This window comes from Ralstonia sp. 110700041-2, assembly GCF_056280165.1.
This window is the reverse complement of record NZ_JBSFAI010000005.1, coordinates 42,843-65,466: the sequence shown is the minus strand read 5'-3', so window position 1 is coordinate 65,466 and position 22,624 is coordinate 42,843. Positions and strand designations below refer to the sequence as shown.

Annotated in this window: 22 protein-coding genes and 2 tRNA genes; 20 read left to right on the top strand and 4 right to left on the bottom strand. The window is 61.1% G+C overall.

Annotated features, from left to right (window positions below; translation table 11 throughout):
- From ACUXH0_RS08695 to ACUXH0_RS08685, 3 genes are read left to right on the top strand one after another with little or no spacing between them, the layout of a single operon-like run.
- Entirely contained in the window at positions 1–561 is a 561-nt protein-coding gene (locus ACUXH0_RS08695; RefSeq protein WP_012435863.1) for an FMN-binding protein, read from the top strand.
- A 29-nt stretch (positions 562–590) separates the two neighbouring features.
- The gene (locus ACUXH0_RS08690; protein ID WP_259393676.1) at positions 591–1,340 is read left to right on the top strand and encodes an FAD:protein FMN transferase; all 750 of its coding nucleotides are present in this window, start codon (positions 591–593) and stop codon (positions 1,338–1,340) included.
- Between the two features lie 17 nt (positions 1,341–1,357).
- A complete protein-coding gene (locus tag ACUXH0_RS08685; protein ID WP_182593904.1) occupies positions 1,358–1,825 on the top strand; it encodes a hypothetical protein in 468 nt (155 codons plus the stop codon).
- A gap of 107 nt (positions 1,826–1,932) precedes the next feature.
- On the opposite strand, the gene ACUXH0_RS08680 is transcribed toward ACUXH0_RS08685, so the two are convergent.
- Together ACUXH0_RS08680 and ACUXH0_RS08675 are read right to left on the bottom strand one after the other, a co-directional pair.
- The gene (locus ACUXH0_RS08680; protein WP_259393675.1) at positions 1,933–2,247 is read right to left on the bottom strand and encodes a hypothetical protein; all 315 of its coding nucleotides are present in this window, start codon (positions 2,245–2,247) and stop codon (positions 1,933–1,935) included.
- Positions 2,248–2,281: 34 nt separating this feature from the next.
- Positions 2,282–3,211 carry a LysR family transcriptional regulator gene (locus tag ACUXH0_RS08675; protein ID WP_182593903.1) on the bottom strand — a complete coding sequence of 310 codons (930 nt, stop codon included), beginning with the start codon at positions 3,209–3,211 and terminating at the stop codon, positions 2,282–2,284.
- 213 nt (positions 3,212–3,424) lie between these two features.
- Between ACUXH0_RS08675 and ACUXH0_RS08670 the strand changes: the two genes are divergently transcribed.
- From ACUXH0_RS08670 to ACUXH0_RS08660, 3 genes are all read left to right on the top strand, one after another.
- Positions 3,425–4,744 (top strand): MFS transporter, encoded by a 1,320-nt coding sequence (locus tag ACUXH0_RS08670; RefSeq protein ID WP_004627032.1) that lies wholly within the window; start codon positions 3,425–3,427, stop codon positions 4,742–4,744.
- A gap of 26 nt (positions 4,745–4,770) precedes the next feature.
- Entirely contained in the window at positions 4,771–5,523 is a 753-nt protein-coding gene (locus tag ACUXH0_RS08665) for a maleate cis-trans isomerase family protein (protein ID WP_004627030.1), read from the top strand.
- A gap of 255 nt (positions 5,524–5,778) precedes the next feature.
- A complete protein-coding gene (locus ACUXH0_RS08660; RefSeq protein WP_404944689.1) occupies positions 5,779–6,222 on the top strand; it encodes a VOC family protein in 444 nt (147 codons plus the stop codon).
- Between the two features lie 137 nt (positions 6,223–6,359).
- On the opposite strand, the gene ACUXH0_RS08655 is transcribed toward ACUXH0_RS08660, so the two are convergent.
- A complete protein-coding gene (locus ACUXH0_RS08655; protein WP_004627028.1) occupies positions 6,360–6,548 on the bottom strand; it encodes a CsbD family protein in 189 nt (62 codons plus the stop codon).
- Positions 6,549–6,631: 83 nt separating this feature from the next.
- Positions 6,632–7,951, bottom strand: coding sequence for an MFS transporter (locus ACUXH0_RS08650; RefSeq protein ID WP_004627026.1), 1,320 nt, complete (start codon positions 7,949–7,951; stop codon positions 6,632–6,634).
- 156 nt (positions 7,952–8,107) lie between these two features.
- On the opposite strand from ACUXH0_RS08650, the gene cyoA reads away from it, so the two are divergent.
- The 14 genes from cyoA (at position 8,108) to ACUXH0_RS08580 (ending at position 22,537) form a co-directional block, all read left to right on the top strand.
- Positions 8,108–9,160, top strand: a complete 1,053-nt coding sequence (gene cyoA, locus ACUXH0_RS08645) for a ubiquinol oxidase subunit II (protein ID WP_012435858.1) — start codon at positions 8,108–8,110, stop codon at positions 9,158–9,160.
- Between the two features lie 103 nt (positions 9,161–9,263).
- Entirely contained in the window at positions 9,264–11,267 is a 2,004-nt protein-coding gene (cyoB, locus tag ACUXH0_RS08640; protein ID WP_182593902.1) for a cytochrome o ubiquinol oxidase subunit I, read from the top strand.
- On the top strand, positions 11,260–11,925 hold the full coding sequence (cyoC, locus tag ACUXH0_RS08635; RefSeq protein WP_182593901.1) for a cytochrome o ubiquinol oxidase subunit III: 666 nt from the start codon (positions 11,260–11,262) through the stop codon (positions 11,923–11,925). Before cyoB ends, cyoC begins: the two co-directional genes overlap by 8 nt.
- Positions 11,922–12,350, top strand: a complete 429-nt coding sequence (gene cyoD / locus ACUXH0_RS08630; RefSeq protein WP_012435856.1) for a cytochrome o ubiquinol oxidase subunit IV — start codon at positions 11,922–11,924, stop codon at positions 12,348–12,350. The genes cyoC and cyoD overlap by 4 nt, the downstream gene beginning before the upstream one ends.
- A 7-nt stretch (positions 12,351–12,357) precedes the next feature.
- A complete protein-coding gene (locus ACUXH0_RS08625) occupies positions 12,358–12,783 on the top strand; it encodes a GNAT family N-acetyltransferase (RefSeq protein WP_182593900.1) in 426 nt (141 codons plus the stop codon).
- 217 nt (positions 12,784–13,000) lie between these two features.
- Complete coding sequence (locus tag ACUXH0_RS08620) at positions 13,001–13,195, top strand: hypothetical protein (RefSeq protein ID WP_012435854.1); 195 nt, start codon at positions 13,001–13,003, stop codon at positions 13,193–13,195.
- Positions 13,196–13,489: 294 nt separating this feature from the next.
- Positions 13,490–15,508 carry a bifunctional tRNA (5-methylaminomethyl-2-thiouridine)(34)-methyltransferase MnmC2/FAD-dependent 5-carboxymethylaminomethyl-2-thiouridine(34) oxidoreductase MnmC1 gene (mnmC, locus tag ACUXH0_RS08615; protein ID WP_182593986.1) on the top strand — a complete coding sequence of 673 codons (2,019 nt, stop codon included), beginning with the start codon at positions 13,490–13,492 and terminating at the stop codon, positions 15,506–15,508.
- 245 nt (positions 15,509–15,753) lie between these two features.
- The gene (gene tig / locus ACUXH0_RS08610) at positions 15,754–17,097 is read left to right on the top strand and encodes a trigger factor (RefSeq protein ID WP_012435852.1); all 1,344 of its coding nucleotides are present in this window, start codon (positions 15,754–15,756) and stop codon (positions 17,095–17,097) included.
- 41 nt (positions 17,098–17,138) lie between these two features.
- On the top strand, positions 17,139–17,786 hold the full coding sequence (clpP, locus tag ACUXH0_RS08605; RefSeq protein ID WP_004627017.1) for an ATP-dependent Clp endopeptidase proteolytic subunit ClpP: 648 nt from the start codon (positions 17,139–17,141) through the stop codon (positions 17,784–17,786).
- Positions 17,787–17,983: 197 nt separating this feature from the next.
- On the top strand, positions 17,984–19,258 hold the full coding sequence (gene clpX / locus ACUXH0_RS08600) for an ATP-dependent Clp protease ATP-binding subunit ClpX (RefSeq protein ID WP_009238059.1): 1,275 nt from the start codon (positions 17,984–17,986) through the stop codon (positions 19,256–19,258).
- A 170-nt stretch (positions 19,259–19,428) separates the two neighbouring features.
- A complete protein-coding gene (lon, locus tag ACUXH0_RS08595) occupies positions 19,429–21,843 on the top strand; it encodes an endopeptidase La (protein WP_004627012.1) in 2,415 nt (804 codons plus the stop codon).
- 70 nt (positions 21,844–21,913) lie between these two features.
- Positions 21,914–22,273 carry an HU family DNA-binding protein gene (locus ACUXH0_RS08590; protein WP_404944688.1) on the top strand — a complete coding sequence of 120 codons (360 nt, stop codon included), beginning with the start codon at positions 21,914–21,916 and terminating at the stop codon, positions 22,271–22,273.
- A gap of 67 nt (positions 22,274–22,340) precedes the next feature.
- Positions 22,341–22,416 (top strand) — tRNA-Val (locus ACUXH0_RS08585).
- 44 nt (positions 22,417–22,460) lie between these two features.
- Positions 22,461–22,537 (top strand) — tRNA-Asp (locus tag ACUXH0_RS08580).
- Positions 22,538–22,624: the final 87 nt, after the last annotated feature.

Here is a 22,624-nt window from a genome sequence, read left to right as displayed (position 1 = left end):
ATGCGTTACCAGCCAGTGCCCATTGTTCTTGTCTGTGCCGCCGCCGTGGGGGCGCCGGGCATGATTGTCACCAAGGCGTTTGCGGCGGACTACCTGTCCGCTGCCGAGGCCCAGAAGGCAATGTTTCCCGGCGCCACAGGCTTTGAGCCGGTGTCGCTCACGCTCTCAGCCGACCAGCTCAAGCAGTTGGCCGAGCGTGCGGGCGGCCCGGCCAAGCCGGGTGCGTGGCGCGCATGGCAAGCCAAGCAAGGTGATAAGACGCTCGGCTACTTCGTGACCGACGCCGTCATCGGCAAATTCGAGCTCATCAACTACGCCGTGGCCCTGAACACCGCCGGCGAGATCAGTGGCGTGGAAATCCTTACCTACCGAGAAAGCCACGGCTACGAAGTCCGCAACAAGCCGTGGCGCGCACAGTTTCTGGGCAAGTCGGCCAAGTCGGCGCTGCGTGTGGGCGATGACATCAACAACATCAGCGGAGCAACGTTGTCGTGCACGCATCTCACCGATGGCATCCGGCGCATTGCGGTGATGGCGCAGTTGGCGCTCGTCCAGCGCTGATGCGCGCGACTTGCCGGCGCGCGCGCCCGTTGCTCGGCACCCTGGTCGACGTGCAGGCTGAAGGGCCGGAGGCGGAAGCCGCCGTGGCGGCCGCGTTCGACGAGATGGCCGCTGTGCACGCATTGCTCACTTTTCATGCGAAGGACAGTGAACTGCAGGCCATCAATCGCGCGGCGCCGGGTGAGAGGCTCATTGCAGATCCTCGGACCCTTGCCGTTCTGCGCCTTGCGGCTGAACTGCATATCGTGTCGGAGCGCGCATTCGATTGCCGTGTCGGCCCCCTCGACTTGCTCGCAGACAGGCGGTTTCCCATTTCCTTCGACGGTGACATCGTCGTCAAAGAAACCTGCGCATACATGGATCTTGGAGGCATCGCCAAGGGTTTTGCGGTGGATTGTGCGATCGAGGTGTTGCGCACCTTCGCGGTCGAGCGCGCGATCGTGAATGCCGGCGGCGACTTGCGCCACCACGGCGCCTGGCCGATGTCGGTGCAGGTGCGTGACCCGCAAAACGCTGCCCGTGTTGCAACGTCTGTGCTGCTCGACAACGCGGCACTGGCGAGTTCGACGGCTGCCGGTTTTGGCGCAGTCGCCGAAAGTGCATCCCGCATCCGCGATGCTCGCGGCAGGTTGCTGCCACCGCTTGCCGGTGCAACGGTGCAGGCACCCACCTGCATGCTGGCCGACGCGCTGACCAAAGTCGTGCTTGCCACTGGCGATGCAGCGCATCCGCTGTTGAGACGGTACGGCGGGGCTGTGGTCGTATACTCGCCAGCTTAGCCGGCCGACAGTACTCCATGTCCGTTCCACCACGCTTCTCCCTCCATCTGCGCGAAAGCGCTTTTCGCCTTAGTCCGCGACGGCGCTGGCTGGTCTATGGGGTATTTGCTGCCCTGCTGGTTACGGGGCTCGCCTGGCTGGTCCTGCATTTTCTAGACGACGGCAGCGAAGGCGGAACCCTGGTACTCGCTTGGAGCATGAAGCTGCACGGCGCGGCCGCCATGGCAGTGCTTTACCTGTTTGGAATGCTGTGGGGGCCGCATATCCGTAACGCATGGATGCGAAAACGTAATCGCGCAGCCGGAGCGTTGCTCGGCTCCCTCGCATTGATGCTGGTCGTCACGGGCTATGCGCTGTACTACGTGAATGGCCAGTTGTTGCGCCAAAGTGCAGAATATCTTCACTGGTCTGCGGGTCTTTTGTCGTGTGTCGCCCTGTGGGTACACATCGCGGTCGGACGCCGCAAACGCAAGGTGGCCATGTAAAGCTTGGCTGGCTGTCTTTAGCACACGCGCTCGCCTGCTTTAAGTCCCACTCTGGCCGCCGCATCGCATGGCCGAAGCCTCCAGCGATGCGTCCCGCAGTTTGGCGTCTACACCCCCGCCTCAATCAACTCCGAAATCTGCACCGACGCCCGCGCAAAATCAGTCAGCGCGCGGGCGCGCTCGTGCCGATAGGTGTCGGCGGAGATGACAGCGGGCTCTTTGGCGTCGTCGTGCTGCAGGACGATGAGCATGCCGGTGTAGCGGTCTGCCTGGTAGAGGTGTTTGTTGAGCAGTTGCAGCGCGCGCTCGACGTCGGCGGGTGTGCGGGCGGCGGCACGGTGCGGTCTAGGCCGAATGCGAACAGTCTGGAGAAGGGTGTGTGCATTGGTTGACCGGTCTTCGGGTCTTTGAAAGGCGCGCACGCCATTGACCGGACAGCTTGCACGGCGGCTTCATCTAGGAGGACGTCGCCGCGGTGCCATTCACTGCCGGTATTTCAGCAGATTGCTCGCGCTGAAGGTGATCGAACAGGAGCCGTGCCGCCGGTGTCAGTGTTTCCACGTTGCGCACGCACATCGATAGTTCTCGCTGGGCCCACGGTTCATCCAGGCGCACGATCTTCATTTCCGGCATGCTATACGCGCTGGTACTGCCCTTTGGCAATATGCCGATGCCCATGCCGGTCTGCACCATTAAACAGAGCGCATCGTAACTGGATACCTCCATCCGCGGCGAGAATGTGCGGCCGGATTCGTTTGCGGCCTGCAGCATCTGGTAGTGCAGGTGTGTCCCGCCGTGCAGGGACACAACGTCGAAATCAAGTACTTCATCGAAGCAAACGCTGGCGCGGTCCGCAAGCGGGTGATCCGCTTGAAGCAAGACCACGAGTTCGTCGGTGCGAAAGGGGTGGATCTCGACGCTGGCCTCATGCGGCATGCGCGTAAAGAGCCCAATATCGGCACGGCTTTCGGCGACGCTCCGCGTGATCGCGAGGCTCTCCATCTGTTCAAGGGTCACCCGGATATTCGGGTGCTTTTCCATGAACGATTTCAGGAGTGCGGGCAAAAACTGGGTAATCGCGGAAATATTGGCGAGCAGGCGAACCGATCCCCGCTTGCCATGCGAGTACTCCCGCATCTCCGAGACGATGCCGCTGAGGTCGTTCAGGACACCGCGCGCCATGTACATCAGCGCCGTTCCGGCTTCCGTAGGTTCGATGCCCTTATTGCTGCGAATCAGGAGTTGCGATCCCAGAAGCGACTCCAGCTCGCTGAGCCGGCGACTCACGGCGGCCGCGGCAATGTGTTCGCGCTGCGAGGCAGCCGCAATGGTGCCTTCCTCAAGCACGCTGATAAACAGGCGAAGTGATTGCGGATCCAGTTTCATTGGCGTGCGTGATCCAGTGGCCCTGGCTGCTGAAGCACCATCGCAATCTGCGATGGTGAGCTCGCGAATGATTGATGTACCAACATTGGTTGGGCTTCTAACATTCATCCGCCCAGAGTTAGTCGCGTGACGCAAGTGTAGCCGCAAGCTCGAAGATCTGTCGGCCTCTTCCCACAAGCGGACAAGACCTGGCAATAACGAACGGAGACCAAATTGACTATCAACTCATCGCCAGACGCGGCAAGCACCGGGGCGTTCCGGCAGCCTGCTCTTTCGTCTACCGTACAGCGCTATGTGACGCTCGGTGGTTCCTGGGCTGCATGGCTGTTCGATGCGCTGGACGCGACCATCTTCGGTTTCGTGATGCTTGCGATTGCGAATACCTTTTCCGTTGGCCTGAGGGATGTCGTCTCCACTGTCGCATGGTTTCTGCTCGCAACAGGGATCGGTGGGCTGTTTCTCGGCAATATCGCGGACCGGATCGGACGCAAGAAGACCATTCTCGCGTCCGTGTTCATCTATGGCACCGGAACGCTGCTGTGTGGCTTCGCATCGAGCGTGCTCGAGCTGAATGTCTACCGATTCTGCGTCGGTGTGGCCGTGGGTGGCCTGTGGTCCGCTGCATCGGCACTGGTGTCTGAGATCTGGGCCCCGGAGGGCCGCGCCAAGGCCATCGCGTTCATGCAAACCGGTTGGTCAGGCGGCGGACTCCTGGCGGCATGCTTCGCATGGACGCTACTCGACCCCTCGAACCCCGATTCCTGGCGCAAGCTCTTCATCTACGCATCGATTCCTGCATACGTCACGTTTGTATTCATCCTGCTGTTCGTGAAGGAGTCGCCGGTCTGGCTTGCTAACCGAACCTACAAGGCGAAACACGCGAAGAAGTCGAGCCTGTTCGAGATATTCCGCCCCGCCTACCTGAAGATGACCCTGCTGGGCCTGTCGATTTCGATCTTCGGCATGTACGGGTACTGGATCATCACGACCTTTACCCCGACCTATCTGCAGAGCATCCTGCATGTGCGTGTGGACCAGGCTCCGGTGTTCCTGATTTGGACCGGCATCGGTGCCACGATAGGCTATCTCGTCTACGGCCAGCTTGCCGAATTGATTGGTCGCCGCAAGTCGTTTGCGCTGTTCTTCCTGGGCATGGCGATCATGGTGCCGGTGTTCGCATACGGCGCGACATTGATGCCACTGACGGACGGAAAACTAGCATTCACAACCCGCAACATCGTCGCCATTGGCGTCCTTGCGGCACTGCTCGGTTTCTTTACCGGCTACTTCAGCGGCTTCGGCGCCTGGTATTCCGAGCTGTTCCCCACCAGCATTCGTTCCACGGCGGCGGGCTTCTGTTTCAACTTTGGCCGCGTGGGCGCCATCCTCGGTATCAAGCTGGTGCCGATCCTGATACCGCTGATCGGATTCACTGCGACGATTTCGCTGGCATCGGTGTCCTACCTCATTGCTTCGGCCATGGTGTTCCTGCTTCAGGAAACCAAGGGCGTGCGTCTCACCAGCGACAACTAATCTCTTCTCGAAGGAAGCCTCTGATCATGAAGAATTTCCGCATTGGGCAAATTGTCCCCAGCTCCAATACCACGATGGAGACCGAAATCCCGGCGATGCTGACCTCCCGCTACGCCGAGTTTCCCGATGAACGTTTCACGTTCCACTCAGCCCGCATGCGCATGATGCATGTCACGCCAGAGGAACTGAAAAACATGGACGTAGCAAGCGACCGCTGCGCGCTTGAATTGAGTGATGCCCGCTGCGATGTCATGGCATATGCTTGCCTGGTCGCCATCATGAGCCAGGGCCGTGGCTATCACCGTGTTTCGCAGGAACGTCTGGCCAGGATTACCGAGCAGAACAATGCCCCTACGCCTGTACTCAGTTCCGCCGGTGCCCTGATAGACGCCATCCATGTACAGGGCTACAAGAAGGTAGCAATCATCACGCCATACATGAAGCCGCTCACGCAAACGGTGATCGACTACATCGAGGATTCCGGTATCGAAGTCACCGATTCAATCAGCCTGGAAGTGTCGGACAATCTTGCCGTGGGTCGGCTCGATCCGGCAAACCTTGTCGGCCATGCGGATCGCCTCAACATCAGCGGCGCCGATGCGGTCGTGCTGTCGGCGTGCGTGCAGATGCCGTCGCTGCCATCAATTCAGGTGGTCGAAGACCGGCTTGATCGGCCTGTGTTCTCGGCGGCGACTTCTACGGTCTACCAGATGCTGAAGACGCTTGGGCTGAAGGCGAAGGTTCCGAATGCAGGTTATCTGCTGTCCGGAGCATTCTGAATCGAGCAAACCGGACTGATTGAAGATGCCATGACGACGACCTCTGTAAAAATGGTTGCCATCCTGGATGACCGCCAGGGCACCGCCCGCACGGTGGCCGACTAGTCGCCCGTGAAGGGGAGGGCGGAGATCGTCGTCTTTGGCGACCACGTCGACGATGAAGACTTCACCGTCGAGCGACTGCGCGATTGATGTGATTCGCGCGATGTGCGAGCGCACGTCCTTCCTGCGCAACTTGACGTAACGAGGCCATCGGTGTCATCGAGCAGAGTTGTCGACGCGAATGGAAAACCAACGGCGGCTATCACCCCCGCTCGCCGGCGACGTACCACCCGGATTCTGGCGCAGGATCTCGCACGCGCGCGACAGTCGAAGCTCGGTCTTGAGCTGGTTGAGGAGCGGCCCGGCGGTCTGCATTACAAATGCGGGAATGGCTATTTCACGCTGTTCCAGTCCGCCGGAGGTGCCTCCGGGCCCATACGCAAATGGGCAGGGAAGCCTCTGACATCGAGGCGGGTTCGCGAGCTGCGGCAGCGCGGGGTGACGTTTGAGGAATACGACCTTCCTGGGCTGAAGACCGTCAACAGCGTTGCATGCATTGAAGGAAATTACCCGTCCAAGGCTGGGGCGGCGGAAAAGGGGGCGTGGTTCCGAGACAATGAAGGCAATCTTCTGGCCATCGGGCAAACCGTTTCTTGAGCGCGACTCTGGGCCGCTGCACGTTGCGAAGGCAGCATGCCTGCTCCGCTATGGGCGAAAAAAAGGGCGACCGCCCGGTCGCCCCCCTTCTAGCCATGCGCGTCAGCACCGCGGTGCCGAAGCCATGCGCGCGCCAATCAGCGGGACTTCTTTGCAATGTCCTTCGCTGCTTCCTTGACGTCTCCCGCGTCCTTGCGCGCTTGGCCGCCGGCCTGCTGGAGGTCGCCCTTCAGCTCGCGTGCAGGATTATTGGTCGCTTTGCCCAGGGCCTCGTTGACCTTGCCCTTCATCTTCTCGACAGTACCTTTCACTTGATCCTTGTTCATGGTCTGCTCCTTTGAAAAAGCGCTCTTGCGCACTGCGGGTTCCTAGCAGTTCGCGTGCCTACGGAGCTTCCCGGGCAACGGTATTAGGAATCCGGTGTCCCAAGCGCCTTATTGATCCGCAGCGCCACCAGCGTCCCAACCACCCCTGAGAGGAGGTACAGGCTGACCGCGCCAAGTCCGAACAGCGACGACAAGCCTAGCGCCACGAGCGGTGCGAATGCCGCACCGAACAGCCAGCCGAAATCGGTCGTCAGGGCGGCACCGGTATAGCGGAATCGGCTCTCAAAGTTGGACGTCACCACGCCGGCCGCCTGGCCATAGGACAGCCCCAGCAGACCGAAGCCGACCAGGATGAAAATGTCCTGGCCCGCAACACCGCCATCGAGCAGCCAAGGTGCGGCCAGGCTGAAGATGCCAATCAGCACGGCCATGGCCGCCAAGGTGGTGCGCCGACCAAACCGGTCTGCAATCAGGCCGGAAACCAGCGTACCCACGAACGCAATCGCAGCGCCGATGATCTGGACGGTCAGCACGGCAGGCACGCTCTGTGTCTTGCGCAGCGACACCCATGACAGCGGAAACACGGTGACCAGGTGGAACAGCGCATAGCTGGCCAGCGCGGCAAAGGCCCCCAGGAAGATGTTGAACCCCTGCGCGTTGACCATCTGCAGGGTGCTGATCGGTTCCAGCTCTTCTTCCTCAAGCAGTTGCGTGTATTCGTGCGTGACCACCAGCCGCAGCCGCGCAAACAGCGCCACCACGTTGATGGCAAAGGCGACGTAGAACGGATAGCGCCAGCCCCATTCGATGAATTCCTGAAACGTCAGGCTGGTATAGAGGAAGAGGAACAGCGCTCCGGCAATGATGAAGCCGGTGGGCGCGCCCAGTTGCCCCACCATGGCGTACCAGCCGCGCTTGTTTTCGGGCGCGTTCAAGGCCAGCAGCGACGGCAGGCCATCCCACGAGCCGCCAAACGCGATGCCCTGCATGAAGCGGAAGAGCGCCAGCAGATAGATTGCCGAATGGCCGATCGATGCGTACGACGGTAAGAACGCAATGCCCACCGTAGCTGTGCCGAGCAGGAACAACGATGCCGTCAGCTTGGTACTGCGCCCCCATCGGCGCTGGATGCGCATGAACAGCGCCGTGCCGAACGGGCGCCCGATAAAGGCGAACGAGAAGACCGTGAAGCTGAACAGCAGACCGGCCAATTCACTGGCAAACGGAAAGTAGACCGAAGGGAACACCAGCACCGACGCGATGCCGTAGACGAAAAAATCGAAGTACTCCGACGCGCGCCCGATCACGACGCCTATGGCAATCTCTGCCGGGGCAACTTCATGGTGACCTGGTGCGGGAGGTGCAGTAGGCGACGCGCGATGCTGGTGGGTCAGACTTGCCATCGTTGAGTCTCCATCGGGATTCGGGGGAGGGGATGTCGTACGGCGATCAAAAGTCCGTCATCACAAGACCAGAATAGCGCCTAAACTGCAACGACAAGTTGAAAGATCGTTGGGCCATCCCAGCGCGACGTTAACCAAACGCCACTTCCGAGACCCATGCCACGCTTCAATGCAGTAGTGACACCCCTTGGAATTACGGGAAGGTCGCTTTGGCGAGGTGCAGCAATTGCCTTGTTGGTGACCCTTGCAGGCTGTAGCAATGCCGTGCTGCTGTCGCCGGCTGGCGACATGGCGGTGCGACAGCGGGACTTGATCATCATCGCGACATGTCTGATGTTGCTGATCATCGTCCCGGTGATCGTTCTGACCCTGTTGTTTGCATGGCGGTATCGGGAGAGCGCTGAGAACGCGCACTACAACCCCGATTGGGATCATTCCACCGTGCTGGAGCTGGCCATCTGGGCCGCGCCGCTCCTGATCATCATCACGCTGGGCGCCGTCACCTGGGTCAGCACCCATCAACTCGATCCGTATCGGCCGCTGACGCGGCTGGATCAGGACCGTCCGGTGCCCGCCGAGACCAAGCCGCTTACCGTTGAGGTGGTGGCAATGGACTGGAAGTGGCTGTTCGTCTATCCCGAGCAGGGCATTGCCACCGTCAACGAGCTGGCCGCCCCGGTCGACCGGCCCATCGCGTTCCGGATCACAGCGACCACGGTCATGAACGCGTTCTTCGTGCCTTCTCTGGCGGGCATGGTCTATGCCATGCCGGGCATGGAAACCAAGCTTCATGCGGTGATCAACCGGCCTGGCGTCTATGACGGGCTCTCTTCCAACTACAGCGGCGCGGGCTTCTCGCACATGCGGTTCAAATTCCACGGACTGTCGAACGACGAGTTCGACCGGTGGGTCCAGCAGGTCAAGTCGTCGGGCACGTCGCTGTCGAAGGACACCTATCTGAAGCTGGCCAAGCCCAGCGAGAGCGAACCGGTGCAGCGTTACGCCAGCGTGGCGCCGGACCTCTATGACCGCATCCTGAACCGCTGTGTGGATGGCCAGGCATGCCTGGCCGACACCATGGCGAGCAACCGCAACGTGAGGCGCTTCGACCCGTCGGCGGAAATCTGTACCGCCAGCAATACGGCCGATGCCATGCCCATGTTTGCGCCGGATGCGGCCATCAACGACGGTCGAAGGTTGTTGCGGTAGGCCGGGCCTTGCCCGTTCGGCTTTTCAGCTCTTTCCGCCCCGTTGATGTTGTTCGCCAACATTGATCGGCCAGAATTGGTCAATACAGGCACAGGTGACATCCATGCCCGAGCGTTCTGAACTCGCCAACATGATTTTTGGCCGCCTGACGTGGGAGGCCATTCCTTATCACGAGCCGATCCTGCTCGCCACCTTTGCGGTCGTCGCGCTGGTCGGCCTCGTGCTGGTCGGTGCGCTGACGTACTTCCGCCTCTGGGGCTACCTCTGGCGTGAATGGTTCACCAGCATCGACCACAAGAAGATCGGCATCATGTACGTCGTGCTGGGCATCGTGATGTTGCTGCGCGGCTTTGCCGATGCCGTCATGATGCGGATACAGCAGGCGGTGGCCTTTGGCGACAACCTGGGCTACCTGCCGCCGCACCACTACGACCAGATCTTCACCGCGCACGGCGTGATCATGATCTTCTTCGTCGCCATGCCGCTGGTGACGGGGCTCATGAACTTTGTCATGCCGCTGCAGATTGGCGCCCGCGACGTGGCGTTCCCCTTCCTCAACAACTTCAGCTTCTGGATGACCACCGGCGGCGCCGTCCTGGTGATGATGTCTCTGTTCGTGGGCGAATTCGCACGCACCGGTTGGCTGGCCTATCCGCCGCTGTCAGGCATTCTTGCCAGCCCCGATGTGGGTGTCGATTACTACATTTGGGCGCTACAGATAGCGGGTGTCGGGACCGTGCTATCGGGCATCAACCTGCTGGTCACCATCGTCAAGATGCGCGCGCCCGGCATGACGTTGATGCGCATGCCGATCTTCACCTGGACAGCGTTGTGCACGAACACGCTGATCGTTGCCGCCTTTCCGGTGTTGACGGCCGCAGTGACGCTGCTTGCCCTGGACCGTTACCTTGGCACCCATTTCTTTACGGTCGAGCAGGGCGGTAGCGCGATGATGTATGTGAACCTGATCTGGATCTGGGGCCACCCCGAGGTCTACATCCTGGTGCTGCCCGCGTTCGGCATCTTCTCGGAAGTGGTGGCCACGTATTCACGCAAGCGCCTGTTCGGCTACGCATCGATGGTGTACGCCACGGTCGTGATTACCGTGCTGTCGTACCTCGTCTGGCTCCACCACTTCTTCACCATGGGCTCCGGCGCCAGCGTCAACTCGTTCTTCGGGATCACGACGATGATCATCTCGATCCCGACAGGCGCCAAGATCTTCAATTGGCTGTTCACGATGTACCACGGCAAGATCCGCTTCGAGCCGCCCATGCTGTGGACGATCGGGTTCATGGTGACTTTTGTCATTGGCGGCATGACAGGCGTGTTGTTGGCGGTGCCGCCGGCGGATTTCTCGCTGCACAACAGCCTGTTCCTGATCGCGCATTTTCATAACGTGATCATCGGCGGCGTGTTGTTTGGCCTCATGGCCGGCATTACGTACTGGTTCCCCAAGGCGTTTGGCTACCGCCTCGTGTCGTCGTGGGGCAAGGCGTCGTTCTGGTTCTGGTTTGTCGGCTTCTACATCGCGTTCATGCCGTTGTACTGGCTGGGCATGCTTGGGGTCACACGCCGCATGAACCATTTCGACGATCCGTCCTTGCAGATCTGGTTCCAGATTGCCGCATTGGGCGCCTTGCTGATCGCCATCGGCATTGCCTGCTTCCTGATCCAGCTGGTGGTCAGCTTCCTCCGTCGGGAAGAACTGCGCGACACGACCGGCGACCCGTGGAACGGCCGCACGTTGGAATGGTCCACTTCGTCGCCGCCGCCGCAGTACAACTTCGCAATGACGCCGCTCGTACATGACGCCGACGCCTGGTGGCAGATGAAGCAGTACGGCTACCGGCGGCCGCAGGAAGGCTTCAAGCCGATTCACATGCCCAAGGGCACCGCTGCCGGCATCGTGCTGGCGGGGCTCTCGACGCTGTGCGGCTTTGCGCTGATCTGGCATATCTGGTGGCTGGCCATCGTGTCGTTCGCGGCCACGATCCTCTCGGCGATCATTCATACCTTCAACTACAAGCGCGACTACTACATTCCGGCGGAAGAGGTGATCCGCACCGAAGCATCGCGCACGCAACTGATGGCAGGCCATGGCTGAAACGACCGCATCCCTGCATGTGACCGGCCCCACGGGTACTACCTCGGCGGATGACGTACCGCCGGGCGGCTACCAGTTCCACGTCACCGAAGAACCGCACGTGCCAAACGGCACGCTGCTCGGGTTCTGGCTGTACCTGATGAGCGATTGCCTGATCTTCGCGTGCCTGTTTGCCGCCTATGGCGTGCTGGGCCGCGAATACGCAGGCGGCCCCACGGGGGCGGAACTCTTCGAGCTGCCGCTGGTGGCGTTGAACACATCGTTCCTGCTGCTGTCGTCCATCACATACGGCTTTGCGATGCTGCAGTTGCAGCAGAACAAGGTCTCGGCCATGCAGATCTGGCTGGCCATCACGTGGGTCTTCGGTGCCGCATTCCTGGCGGTGGAACTCTATGAATTCGCGCATCTGATCCACGAGGGTGCCGGGCCCACACGGAGTGCATTCCTGACTTCGTTCTTCTCACTGGTCGGCACGCACGGGCTGCACGTGACGTTTGGCCTGATCTGGCTGATCGTGCTGATGGTGCAGGTGTCGAAGCACGGTTTGATTACGGCCAACAAGCGTCGCCTGATGTGCCTGTCGATGTTCTGGCACTTTCTGGACGTTGTCTGGATCGGCGTCTTTACCTTCGTCTACCTGATGGGAACGCTGCCATGAGCGCGCAAGATCAAACGATGGCCGGCCACGGCGATGCCCACGATGGGCATCACCACGAAGAAGAGATCGGACCGCACGCCACGCTGGGCGGTTACCTGACGGGTTTCGTGCTGTCCGTCTTCCTGACGGCGATTCCGTTCTGGCTGGTGATGGCGAACGTCTTCGACAGATCATCGACCACGGCGGTGACGATCCTGCTCATCGGCGCGGTGCAGATCGTAGTGCACATGATTTACTTCCTGCACATGAACGCCAAATCCGAAGGCGGCTGGAACATGCTGTCGTTGATGTTCACACTGGTGCTGGTGGTCATCACGCTCAGCGGTTCGCTCTGGGTGATGTACCACCTGAATACGAACATGATGCCGCACATGCGGCCGCCCCCGCAGTCCGCTCCCGCCATCCTGCCGGCCCGAACACAGTAGGGCCTGCATGGAAGCCCCAGAAATCATCGTCACCGACGAAGCGGATGACGAATCGGTCCAGATCATCGGCAACGGACTGAATCACTTTAACGATCAGCACGTCGGCTACCGCGACCGGCAACCGCTTGCGGTGCTGGCCCGCGATCCGCAGAGCGGCGACGTGGTTGGCGGCGCAAGCGGACGAACATCGCTGGGGCTGCTGTTTCTTGATCTGTTCCATCTGCCCAAGACGTTACGCGGCATGGGTATTGGCACCGAGGTGTTGCGCAGGTTTGAAGAAGAAGGGCGCCGACGCGGTTGTCGCTCGGCGGTGGTCTATACGATCAGCTTTCAGGCGCCATGGTTTTACGAACGCAACGGCTGGGTGCGGTTCGGAGAGGTACCCTGCGATCCGCCCGGTACGAGCCGGATCTTCCTCAGTAAAGCGCTGTGAGTTAAGCCGTCAAGGTTTCACGTTCTCCTGCGCAGCGGCTTCGAGGTATTCCAGAAAGCGGCTGGCGACCGCCTCTGTATCGCCCGTGCGTCGTAATGACAGCACGAGCCTTCTTCAGCGTATGGAACCCCGTGTCCTACGCGCAACGCGCGGTGGCACATCTGGCGCACGTTCCCTACGATGGCAAGACAAGTCATGCATAACGGGGAGGCATGCCATGTCCATCTTCGACGAAAACGAGCACCGCGAGGCCTTCTGGGAAACCGTGCGCCAGGCCATCGAGGCGCGCCAGCAAGCTGATGAGGCCCGTCGCGCGGGGCGGCTGACTGGGCTGGCAATCGGCCTGTCAGTGGCGGCGCTGGCGGTTGCACTCATGGCTTGGCGGCGCCGGTCTGCAGATGATGTGGCTTGAGGCCGTCTGGCTGCGCCCCGCCCATTCTTGGCGCTCCATTCTGAATTCCCATTCATAAGATGCGGCAGTGGTGTTGACCGACACCCTCACGCGTGTACCGCGACGCCGTAAAGACGGGATGGATTGGACGAGCCGCGCGGTTATCCGGCCACGATTACCGAGCATTCGATGACCGTGCGCATGGACAGTCGGGTCGGTCCGGCATCCAGCCTGAAGACGGCAGGCGGACTGCTTCAGATCAAAGCGCAGGGGAAGGGCGGCGTTACAATTCGCCGCTTCTTCCCAGGGTGTTCCATGCCACGCGGCCTCGTTCTCGCCACGCCTCAGCTCACGTCGGACGGCACGCCGTTCTCCGCGCAATACGACGACGTCTATCACAGCTCCGAAGGCGGTCTGGCCCAGGCGATTCACGTTTTCCTGGGCGGTAACCGCTTGCCGGGCGCGTGGCAAGGCAAACGCACCTTCACCATTGTCGAAACCGGCTTCGGCCAGGGCTTGAATTTCCTGGCCACCTGGGCTGCATGGCGCGACGATCCACAGCGTTGTGCACGGCTCGATTTCGTCTCGATCGAGAAGCATCCGTTCGATCGCGCAGGCTTGTCGATCGTGCATCCGACAATCGGTGCGCTGGCTCCGCTGGCCGAGACGCTCCGTCAATCATGGCCGTTGCCGGTGCCCGGCGTGCATCGACTGGCGTTCGACGGCGGCCGCGTTACGCTGACGCTGTTTTTCGGTGATGCGATGGAGATGCTGCCGCGACTGTCGTGCGCTGCCGACGCGTTCTATCTCGACGGTTTTTCTCCCGCCAAGAACCCCGATCTGTGGCAGCCGCGCGTGTTCAGGCAGCTCGCGCGGGTCGCTCGCGCCGGCGCGACATTGGCCACGTACACCGCCGCAGGATTCGTGCGGCGCGGCTTGCAGGAGGCCGGCTTCGAGGCGCACAAGGCGCCCGGTTTCGGAACCAAGCGCGACATGACCGTCGCGCAATTTCCGACCCATTGGCGCACACGGCGTGGGCCGGCTGAAGCGCCTGTCTGGAGCCAGCGTCACGCCATCGTGCTCGGCGCCGGGCTCGCGGGCTGCTCCGTTGCGGAACGGCTCGCGTCGCGCGGCTGGCGCATCACGCTCATCGACGCAAACGATGGCCCCGCACACGGCACGTCGGCGCACCGTGCTGCGGCCATGCATCCGCATGTATCCATCGACGACAGCGTGCTCTCGCGCCTATCGCGCGCCGGCAACCTGCTCGCACGCCGCCATTGGGATGCTCTCGATCGCGCCGGCTTCGCCACAGGTTTCCAGCCCACCGGCGTGCTCCAACTCGCCGAAAACGTGGGCGACGCCACTGAACAGCAACGCATCGTGCGGGCGCTCGGCTACCCGGTTGACTACATCGATTGGCTCAATGTGGACGCCGCCGCCCAGCGCGTCGGTGCCAGCGTGCCGCAGGGCGGCTGGTGGTTTGCGCAAGCGGGCTGGGTTGCGCCGCCTGATGTTTGCCGTGCCAATCTGGCCGCTGCAGGCGCTGCAATCGACACACGTTGGGGTACGCACGTCGAATCGCTGAGCCAAGACGGGGATCAATGGCAGGTCCTCGATGCGCAGGGCGATGTGATCGCGAGCGCGCCGGTCGTCATCCTCGCCAACGGTCTTGGCGCTACGCGCCTGGCTGCGCTGACATCCGCGTCGCTCAAGCCCGTTCGCGGTCAACTCACCGACGTGCCCATCACCAGTTTGGAAGCGGGCGCCGCGTGGCCGAAGGCCGTCGTCTGCGGCGATGGCTACTTGCTGCCCACCGAGCCGGGCGCGAAAACGGTGCGCACGGGCTCGTCGTTCCAGCCCGGTGAAGCCGATCTGACCGAGCGCGTGGCCGATCACGCCGGCAATCTCCGGCGACTGTCTGGGTTGCAGCCTCAGCAATCGGGCGCACTGGCGAAGCTGGACCCTGCGCAACTGCAGGGCTACGTCGGTGTGCGGTGCGTGTCAGCCAATCGGCTGCCGTTGATCGGCCCGCTGGTGGATGAGGCGGCGGCCTTTGCGCCGGGCTTTCGTTTGCGCGGTCCGCATGCGCAGCTGCCTCGCCTCGCCGGGCTGTATGCCGCACTTGCGTATGGCTCGCGGGGCCTCACCTGGTCGGTACTGGGTGCGGAGTTGCTGGCGGCCCAGATCGACGGTGGTCCGCTGCCGCTTGAATCGGACCTGGCTGCAGCGCTTGATCCCGGCCGCTTCATCCTGCGCGCATTGCAGCATCGACGCACGCAGGAGCAGGGCGCCGCACCCGCGGAAAGCGAAGCTGCGGAACCTCTGGATTAACGCGCCGTTTGAAGGGTTTTCCAAGCGTTCCGACCCAAAAAAACAGGGCCGGCGAACGTTCCATGCCATAATATGCGTTTTGCGTTTGCCAGCCTGAACGCGTCCGTTGTGCCGTGCATTGTGCAATCAGTGCAGCCTTCGCGCCGCATTCCTGCAAGCCCGGCAAGACCAAGAACTTTGAACCACGGCTGCTGCTGGCGCTGCGCCGTTCGACGCAACCATCTTCTGAATCTGGAATTACGACCATGTCGACTATCGAAAACCTCGGCAAGCTTGATCGCAAAGTGACCCTGGCTGTCCCGAAGGCCGAAGTGGAGCAAGAGAAGCAAAGCCGTCTGGCGCGTCTGTCCAAGACCGTCAAGATGTCCGGCTTCCGCCCGGGCAAGGTCCCGATGAAGATGGTCGAGAAGCAATACGGCCAACAGGTCGAATTCGAGGTGCGCTACGACAAGGCCGCCCGTCAGTTCTTTGACATCACCAACGAACAAGGCGTGAAGGTTGCCGGCCAACCGCGCTTCGAGCTGAAGACCGAAGGCGTGGCCGATGACCAGGTCGCGTTCGACGCCACCTTCGAGGTGTATCCGGAAGTCAAGCTCGGCGATCTGGCCAGCGCGGAACTGACCCGCACCAAGACCGAAATCACCGATGCCGAGATCGACAAGACCCTCGACATCCTGCGCAAGCAACGCGTGCACTACCACCCGCGCGGCGAAGCCGGCGAGCATGGTGACGGCGGTGCAGCCGTTGCCCAGGACGGCGACCGCGTGACGGTCGATTTCGTCGGCACGATTGACGGTGTGGAATTTGCCGGTGGCAAGGCTGAAGGTTTCAGCTTCGTGCTGGGCGAAGGCCGCATGTTGCCCGAGTTCGAGCAAGCCACGCTGGGCCTGAAGCAAGGCGAGTCGAAGAAATTCCCGCTGGCATTCCCCGAGGACTACCACGGCAAGGATGTCGCGGGTAAGACGGCTGAATTCACCGTCACGCTCAAGCAAGTCGAGTGGGCGCACCTGCCGGAAGTCAACGAAGCGTTTGCCCAATCGCTGGGCATCGCCGACGGCAACCTGGACAAGATGCGCGCCGATATCCGCGAGAACCTCGAGCGTGAAGTCAAGCGCCGCACGCACGCGCTGCTCAAGGACCAGGTCATGGAAGCGCTGCTGAAGGTGGCAGAGCTGGATGTGCCGAAGTCGCTGGTCGAGCAAGACCAAGAGCGCCTGGTTGAAATGGCTCGCCGTGACCTCGAATCGCGCGGCATGCCGAACGCCAAGAACATGCCGATCCCGGCCGAGATGTTCACGCAGCAAGCTGAGCGCCGCGTGAAGCTGGGCCTGGTGCTGGCCGAAGTCGTGAAGGCCAACGGCCTGGAAGCCAAGCCGGAGCAGATCAAGGCCGAGATCGAAGAGTTCGCCAAGAGCTACGAAGATCCGAAGGAAGTCATCCGCTGGTACTACGGCGACCAACAGCGCCTGGCCGAGATGGAAGCCTACGTGCTCGAAAACAACGTGGTAAATTTTGTGTGCGACAAGGCCAAAGTCACTGACAAGGCCGTGTCGTTCGAAGAGCTGACTGCCACGCCGGCGCAAGGCTAATTCGATCGATATAGCTCCCGAAATAAGCACCGGAGAACCGCATGATCCGCAATGAACTGATCGACCAACTTGCCCGTACCCAGGCTTCCGCGTTAGAAACGCAGGGGCTCGGTCTGGTGCCGATGGTGGTCGAGCAGTCGGGCCGCGGCGAGCGCGCCTACGATATCTACTCGCGCCTGCTCAAGGAGCGGGTGATCTTCATGGTGGGCGAGGTCAACGACCAGACTGCCAACCTCGTGGTGGCACAGTTGCTGTTTTTGGAAAGCGAGAATCCGGACAAGGACATCTCGCTGTACATCAATTCCCCGGGTGGTTCGGTTTCGTCCGGCCTGGCGATGTACGACACGATGCAGTTCATCAAGCCCGACGTGTCGACGCTGTGCATGGGCATGGCGGCCAGCATGGGCGCGTTCCTGCTCGCGGCCGGTGCCAAGGGCAAGCGTCTGGCGCTGCCGAACTCGCGCATCATGATTCACCAGCCGCTGGGCGGTGCTCGGGGCCAGGCCTCGGATATCGAGATCCAGGCGCGCGAGATTCTGTATCTGCGCGAGCGCCTGAACACGGTGCTTTCGGAGGTAACGGGTCAGCCCGTCGACAAGATCGCCCGCGATACGGATCGCGACAACTTCATGAGTAGCGAGCAGGCCAAGGAGTACGGCCTGATCGACCAGGTCATCGCCAAGCGTTGAAGTGTCGAAGTCGTGCGCCGATGTGCGCGGTAGGCTAGGTTGCCGGTGCATTCTACGGCACCCCGGTTAACCGCACGAAACATGTCAAGCGGTGTCAAAAACGAGGCCTCGCGCCTCGTTTTTGCTTCGAACAACACCTGCGGATCGTCGCCAGATAATTTGGCGTATGATGCTGCCAAGAACTACTGGTAATCGTTATGGCGGACAAGAAAGGCTCGACTGGCGAAAAGCTGCTGTACTGCTCGTTTTGCGGCAAGAGCCAGCATGAGGTCAAAAAACTGATTGCCGGCCCCTCGGTCTTCATCTGCGATGAATGTATCGACCTGTGCAACGAGATCATCCGGGACGAAGCCGCTATCTCCGAAAAGGAAGGTGGTCTGGCGGTCAAGTCCGATCTGCCCACACCGCATGAAATCCGCCAAAGCCTGGACCAATATGTGATCGGTCAGGAGCAGGCCAAGAAGATCCTGGCGGTCGCGGTCTACAACCATTACAAGCGTTTGAAGCACCTCGGCAAGAAGGACGATGTCGAGCTGTCGAAGAGCAATATCCTGCTCATCGGGCCAACTGGCTCGGGCAAGACCCTGCTTGCTCAAACGCTGGCGCGTCTGTTGAACGTGCCGTTTGTCATCGCCGACGCTACCACGCTGACCGAAGCAGGCTATGTGGGCGAGGATGTCGAAAACATCATTCAGAAGTTGCTGCAGAACTGCAATTACGAGGTGGACAAAGCCCAACGCGGCATCGTCTACATCGACGAGATCGACAAGATTTCGCGCAAGTCTGACAACCCTTCCATCACCCGGGACGTTTCTGGCGAAGGCGTGCAGCAGGCGCTGCTGAAGCTGGTGGAAGGGACGATGGCGTCGGTGCCGCCGCAAGGTGGCCGCAAGCATCCAAACCAGGACTTCCTGCAAGTTGATACGACCAACATCTTGTTCATCTGCGGCGGCGCGTTCGATGGTCTGGAAAAGATCATCATGCAGCGCTCCGACAAGACCGGTATCGGCTTCGGCGCGGAGGTGCAGAGCAAGGAAGAGCGCGACGTCAGCGAAGTTCTGCCGCAAGTGGAGCCGGAAGATCTCATCAAGTTCGGTCTGATTCCCGAGTTGATCGGCCGTCTGCCCGTGGTGGCGACGCTGGCCAAGCTCGACGAGGCTGCCTTGATGGAAATCCTGGTCGAACCCAAGAACGCAATCGTCAAGCAGTACCAGAAGCTGCTGGCAATGGAAGGGGTGGAGCTGGAGATTCGTCCGAGCGCGCTGACGGCAATTGCCCGCAAGGCGATCAAGCGCAAGACGGGAGCGCGCGGTCTGCGTTCCATCGTTGAGCACGCTTTGATGGATGTGATGTATGACCTCCCCAACCACAAGGGTGTGCAAAAGGTGGTGATCGATGAAAGTACGATCTCCGACGAAGGCAAGCCCTTGCTGATTTACGAAGAGCAACCCAAGGTTGCAGGTTCCAACTGACGCGAATGCCCGGCCGGGATGCGCCGTATGCATCCCCTGCAGGAAGCCGTTCGCTCGCGAGCGGCTTTTTTTGCTTCGGGAAACCGGGTCGGCATGCGACTTGCGGCAGCGGTCTTGTAAAACCGCCGCTGTGCCCAATTTAGCCCTTACATGACTTTCTGGGGAAAATAATGTCCGGAACCCAACTTTTACCCGCTGAGCAGATTCGCCTGCCGCTGTTGCCGCTGCGTGACGTCGTGGTGTTTCCGCACATGGTGATTCCGCTGTTCGTGGGGCGCCCCAAATCCATCAAGGCGCTGGAAGCCGCGATGGAGGCGGGCAAGAGCATCATGCTCGTGGCGCAAAAGACTGCCGCCAAGGACGAGCCGACCGATAAGGATCTGTATGAGGTCGGCTGTATCGCCAACATTCTGCAGATGCTGAAGCTGCCGGACGGCACCGTGAAGGTGCTGGTCGAGGGCACGCAGCGCGCCAATATCCTGTCCGTCACCGACGACGAATCGCACTTCTTCTGCGAAGCTGTGCCCGTCGGCCCGGAACCCACTGAATCGGCTGAGACCGAGGCGCTGCGTCGCGCCATCGTGTCGCAGTTCGATCAGTACGTGAAGCTGAACAAGAAGATCCCGCCTGAAATCCTGACTTCGTTGTCGGGCATCGACGAGCCGGGTCGTCTGGCCGACACCATTGCTGCGCATCTGCCGATTAAGCTCGAGCAGAAGCAGAAGATTCTCGAGATGTTCAATGTAACCGAACGTCTGGAGAGCCTGCTTTCGCAGTTGGAAGGCGAGATCGACATCCTGCAGGTGGAAAAGCGCATCCGTGGCCGCGTCAAGCGCCAGATGGAGAAGAGCCAGCGCGAGTACTACCTGAACGAGCAGGTCAAGGCCATCCAGAAGGAGCTGGGCGAAGGCGAGGAAGGCGCCGATCTCGAAGAGCTGGACAAGAAGATCAAGGCCGCCCGCATGCCGAAGGAGGCCAAGAAGAAGGCCGAGTCCGAGTTCAAGAAGCTCAAGCTGATGTCGCCGATGTCGGCCGAGGCGACGGTCGTGCGCAACTACATCGACACGTTGGTTGGTCTGCCGTGGCGCAAGAAGAGCAAGGTCAACAACGATCTGTCGAACGCCGAGCAGGTGCTGGATCAGGACCACTATGGTTTGGAGAAGGTCAAGGAACGCATCCTTGAATACCTCGCGGTGCAACAGCGCGTCGACAAACTGAAGGCGCCGATCCTGTGCCTCGTGGGGCCGCCGGGGGTTGGCAAGACGTCGCTCGGGCAGTCGGTGGCGCGTGCAACGAACCGCAAGTTCGTGCGCATGGCGCTTGGCGGCGTGCGTGACGAGGCCGAGATTCGCGGTCACCGCCGTACGTACATCGGGTCGATGCCGGGCAAGATCCTGCAGAGCCTGACGAAGGTCGGCGTGCGCAATCCGTTGTTCCTGCTGGACGAGATCGACAAGATGGGTGCGGATTTCCGCGGCGATCCCTCGTCGGCCCTGCTCGAAGTGCTGGACCCGGAACAGAACCACACGTTCCAGGACCACTACATCGAAGTGGACTTCGACCTGTCGGATGTGATGTTCGTAGCGACGTCGAACTCGCTGAACATTCCGGCGCCGCTGCTGGACCGGATGGAAGTGATTCGTCTGTCGGGCTACACGGAAGACGAAAAGGTCAACATCGCCCGTCGCTACTTGCTGCCCAAGCAGATCAAGAACAATGGTCTGAAAGAGGGCGAGATCGAGGTGACCGAAGCCGCGCTGCGCGACATCATCCGCTACTACACGCGGGAAGCTGGTGTGCGTTCCCTGGAACGCGAGGTCTCGAAGATCTGCCGCAAGGTCGTCAAGCAACTGCTGCTGAAGAAGGAAGCCAATACGTCCGTGAAGGTCGATTCGGAGAACCTGGACAAATTCCTTGGCGTGCGTCGTTTCGACTTCGGTCTGGCCGGCAAGGAAGACCAGGTGGGCCAGGTGACTGGTTTGGCATGGACCGAAGTGGGCGGCGATCTGCTGACCATCGAGGCAGCGCTGATGCCGGGCAAGGGCAACATCACCCGCACCGGTTCGTTGGGCGACGTGATGAAGGAGTCGGTTGAGGCTGCGCGGTCGGTGGTGCGTTCGCGTTCGGCACGGCTGGGTATCAAGGATGAGATGTTCGAGAAGCGCGACATCCACATCCACGTGCCCGAAGGTGCGACGCCCAAGGACGGCCCGTCGGCAGGTATTGCGATGACGACGGCGCTGGTGTCGGTGCTGACCGGTATTCCGGTGCGCGCTGACGTGGCGATGACCGGCGAAATCACCCTGCGCGGCGAAGTGCTGCCGATCGGCGGCTTGAAGGAAAAGCTACTGGCTGCACACCGCGGCGGCATCAAGCTGGCGCTGATTCCGGAGGAGAACGTCAAGGACTTGGCGGACATTCCGGACAACGTGAAGAACAGCATCGAGATTCAGCCGGTGCGCTGGATCGACAAGGTGCTGGAACTCGCGCTGGTGCGCAAGCCGGAGCCTCTTCCGGAGGAAGAAGCCAAGCCGGCGCCCGCCCAGGGCGATGACGGCAAGTCGCAGGAAATGGTGCATCACTGACACCGTAGCCTGCCGAGGTTGAAGAAGGGCCCGACATGTTCGGGCCCTTTTTCTTTGCGCTGGCTGCGACATGTGGCACACAGTTCTTCGCCTTGACACGTCGATTGACGGCCACTTTAATGAATCCACACTAGCGGGTGTTCGGGGAGGTGGCACGATGAACAAAACAGATCTCATCGACCATGTGGCGACGCAAACTGACATGTCAAAAGCCGCAGCGGGTCGCGCCATCGACGCACTGATCGACGGCATCAAGGATGCGTTGTGCGAGGGCGGGTCGGTCACGCTGGTCGGCTTCGGGACATTCTTGGTCGGCAAGCGATCTTCGCGTAATGGACGCAACCCGCGCACGGGGGCCGCCATCACAATCGAAGGCGGTAAGGTTGCGAAATTCAAACCTGGCAAAGCGCTGAAAGATGCGCTAAACTAACGGGCTTTGGTGCTCGTGGGTGACGACGCGGGCGCCGGACAGTCCGGCTCACGCCGGCAGTACGAACGGGTGCTTAGCTCAGTTGGTAGAGCAGCGCCCTTACAAGGCGCGGGTCGGGAGTTCGAGCCTCTCAGCACCCACCATCGTTCGTATTGCCGCTCACGTGTCGGGTGGTCCGACCCAATCTGGAGCGGTAGTTCAGTCGGTTAGAATACCGGCCTGTCACGCCGGGGGTCGCGGGTTCGAGTCCCGTCCGCTCCGCCAGATTTCTGTACAAAGGCCCGATTCGTTCGGGCCTTTGTCTTTTCAGCGGCGAATGCTTTGCAGGTCATGCCGGGACGCTGTGCCGCG

Coding starts and splice junctions, on each gene's coding strand:
- cyoB (WP_182593902.1), top strand. CDS start 9,264: ATGCCCGAGCGTTCTGAACTCGCCAACATGATTTTTGGCCGCCTGACG.
- cyoD (WP_012435856.1), top strand. CDS start 11,922: ATGAGCGCGCAAGATCAAACGATGGCCGGCCACGGCGATGCCCACGAT.
- ACUXH0_RS08625 (WP_182593900.1), top strand. CDS start 12,358: ATGGAAGCCCCAGAAATCATCGTCACCGACGAAGCGGATGACGAATCG.
- clpP (WP_004627017.1), top strand. CDS start 17,139: ATGATCCGCAATGAACTGATCGACCAACTTGCCCGTACCCAGGCTTCC.
- ACUXH0_RS08675 (WP_182593903.1), bottom strand. CDS start 3,211: ATGAAACTGGATCCGCAATCACTTCGCCTGTTTATCAGCGTGCTTGAG.
- ACUXH0_RS08695 (WP_012435863.1), top strand. CDS start 1: ATGCGTTACCAGCCAGTGCCCATTGTTCTTGTCTGTGCCGCCGCCGTG.
- ACUXH0_RS08650 (WP_004627026.1), bottom strand. CDS start 7,951: ATGGCAAGTCTGACCCACCAGCATCGCGCGTCGCCTACTGCACCTCCC.
- ACUXH0_RS08590 (WP_404944688.1), top strand. CDS start 21,914: ATGTGGCACACAGTTCTTCGCCTTGACACGTCGATTGACGGCCACTTT.
- ACUXH0_RS08620 (WP_012435854.1), top strand. CDS start 13,001: ATGTCCATCTTCGACGAAAACGAGCACCGCGAGGCCTTCTGGGAAACC.
- cyoC (WP_182593901.1), top strand. CDS start 11,260: ATGGCTGAAACGACCGCATCCCTGCATGTGACCGGCCCCACGGGTACT.
- ACUXH0_RS08685 (WP_182593904.1), top strand. CDS start 1,358: ATGTCCGTTCCACCACGCTTCTCCCTCCATCTGCGCGAAAGCGCTTTT.
- cyoA (WP_012435858.1), top strand. CDS start 8,108: ATGCCACGCTTCAATGCAGTAGTGACACCCCTTGGAATTACGGGAAGG.
- mnmC (WP_182593986.1), top strand. CDS start 13,490: ATGCCACGCGGCCTCGTTCTCGCCACGCCTCAGCTCACGTCGGACGGC.
- ACUXH0_RS08655 (WP_004627028.1), bottom strand. CDS start 6,548: ATGAACAAGGATCAAGTGAAAGGTACTGTCGAGAAGATGAAGGGCAAG.
- lon (WP_004627012.1), top strand. CDS start 19,429: ATGTCCGGAACCCAACTTTTACCCGCTGAGCAGATTCGCCTGCCGCTG.
- ACUXH0_RS08665 (WP_004627030.1), top strand. CDS start 4,771: ATGAAGAATTTCCGCATTGGGCAAATTGTCCCCAGCTCCAATACCACG.
- clpX (WP_009238059.1), top strand. CDS start 17,984: ATGGCGGACAAGAAAGGCTCGACTGGCGAAAAGCTGCTGTACTGCTCG.
- tig (WP_012435852.1), top strand. CDS start 15,754: ATGTCGACTATCGAAAACCTCGGCAAGCTTGATCGCAAAGTGACCCTG.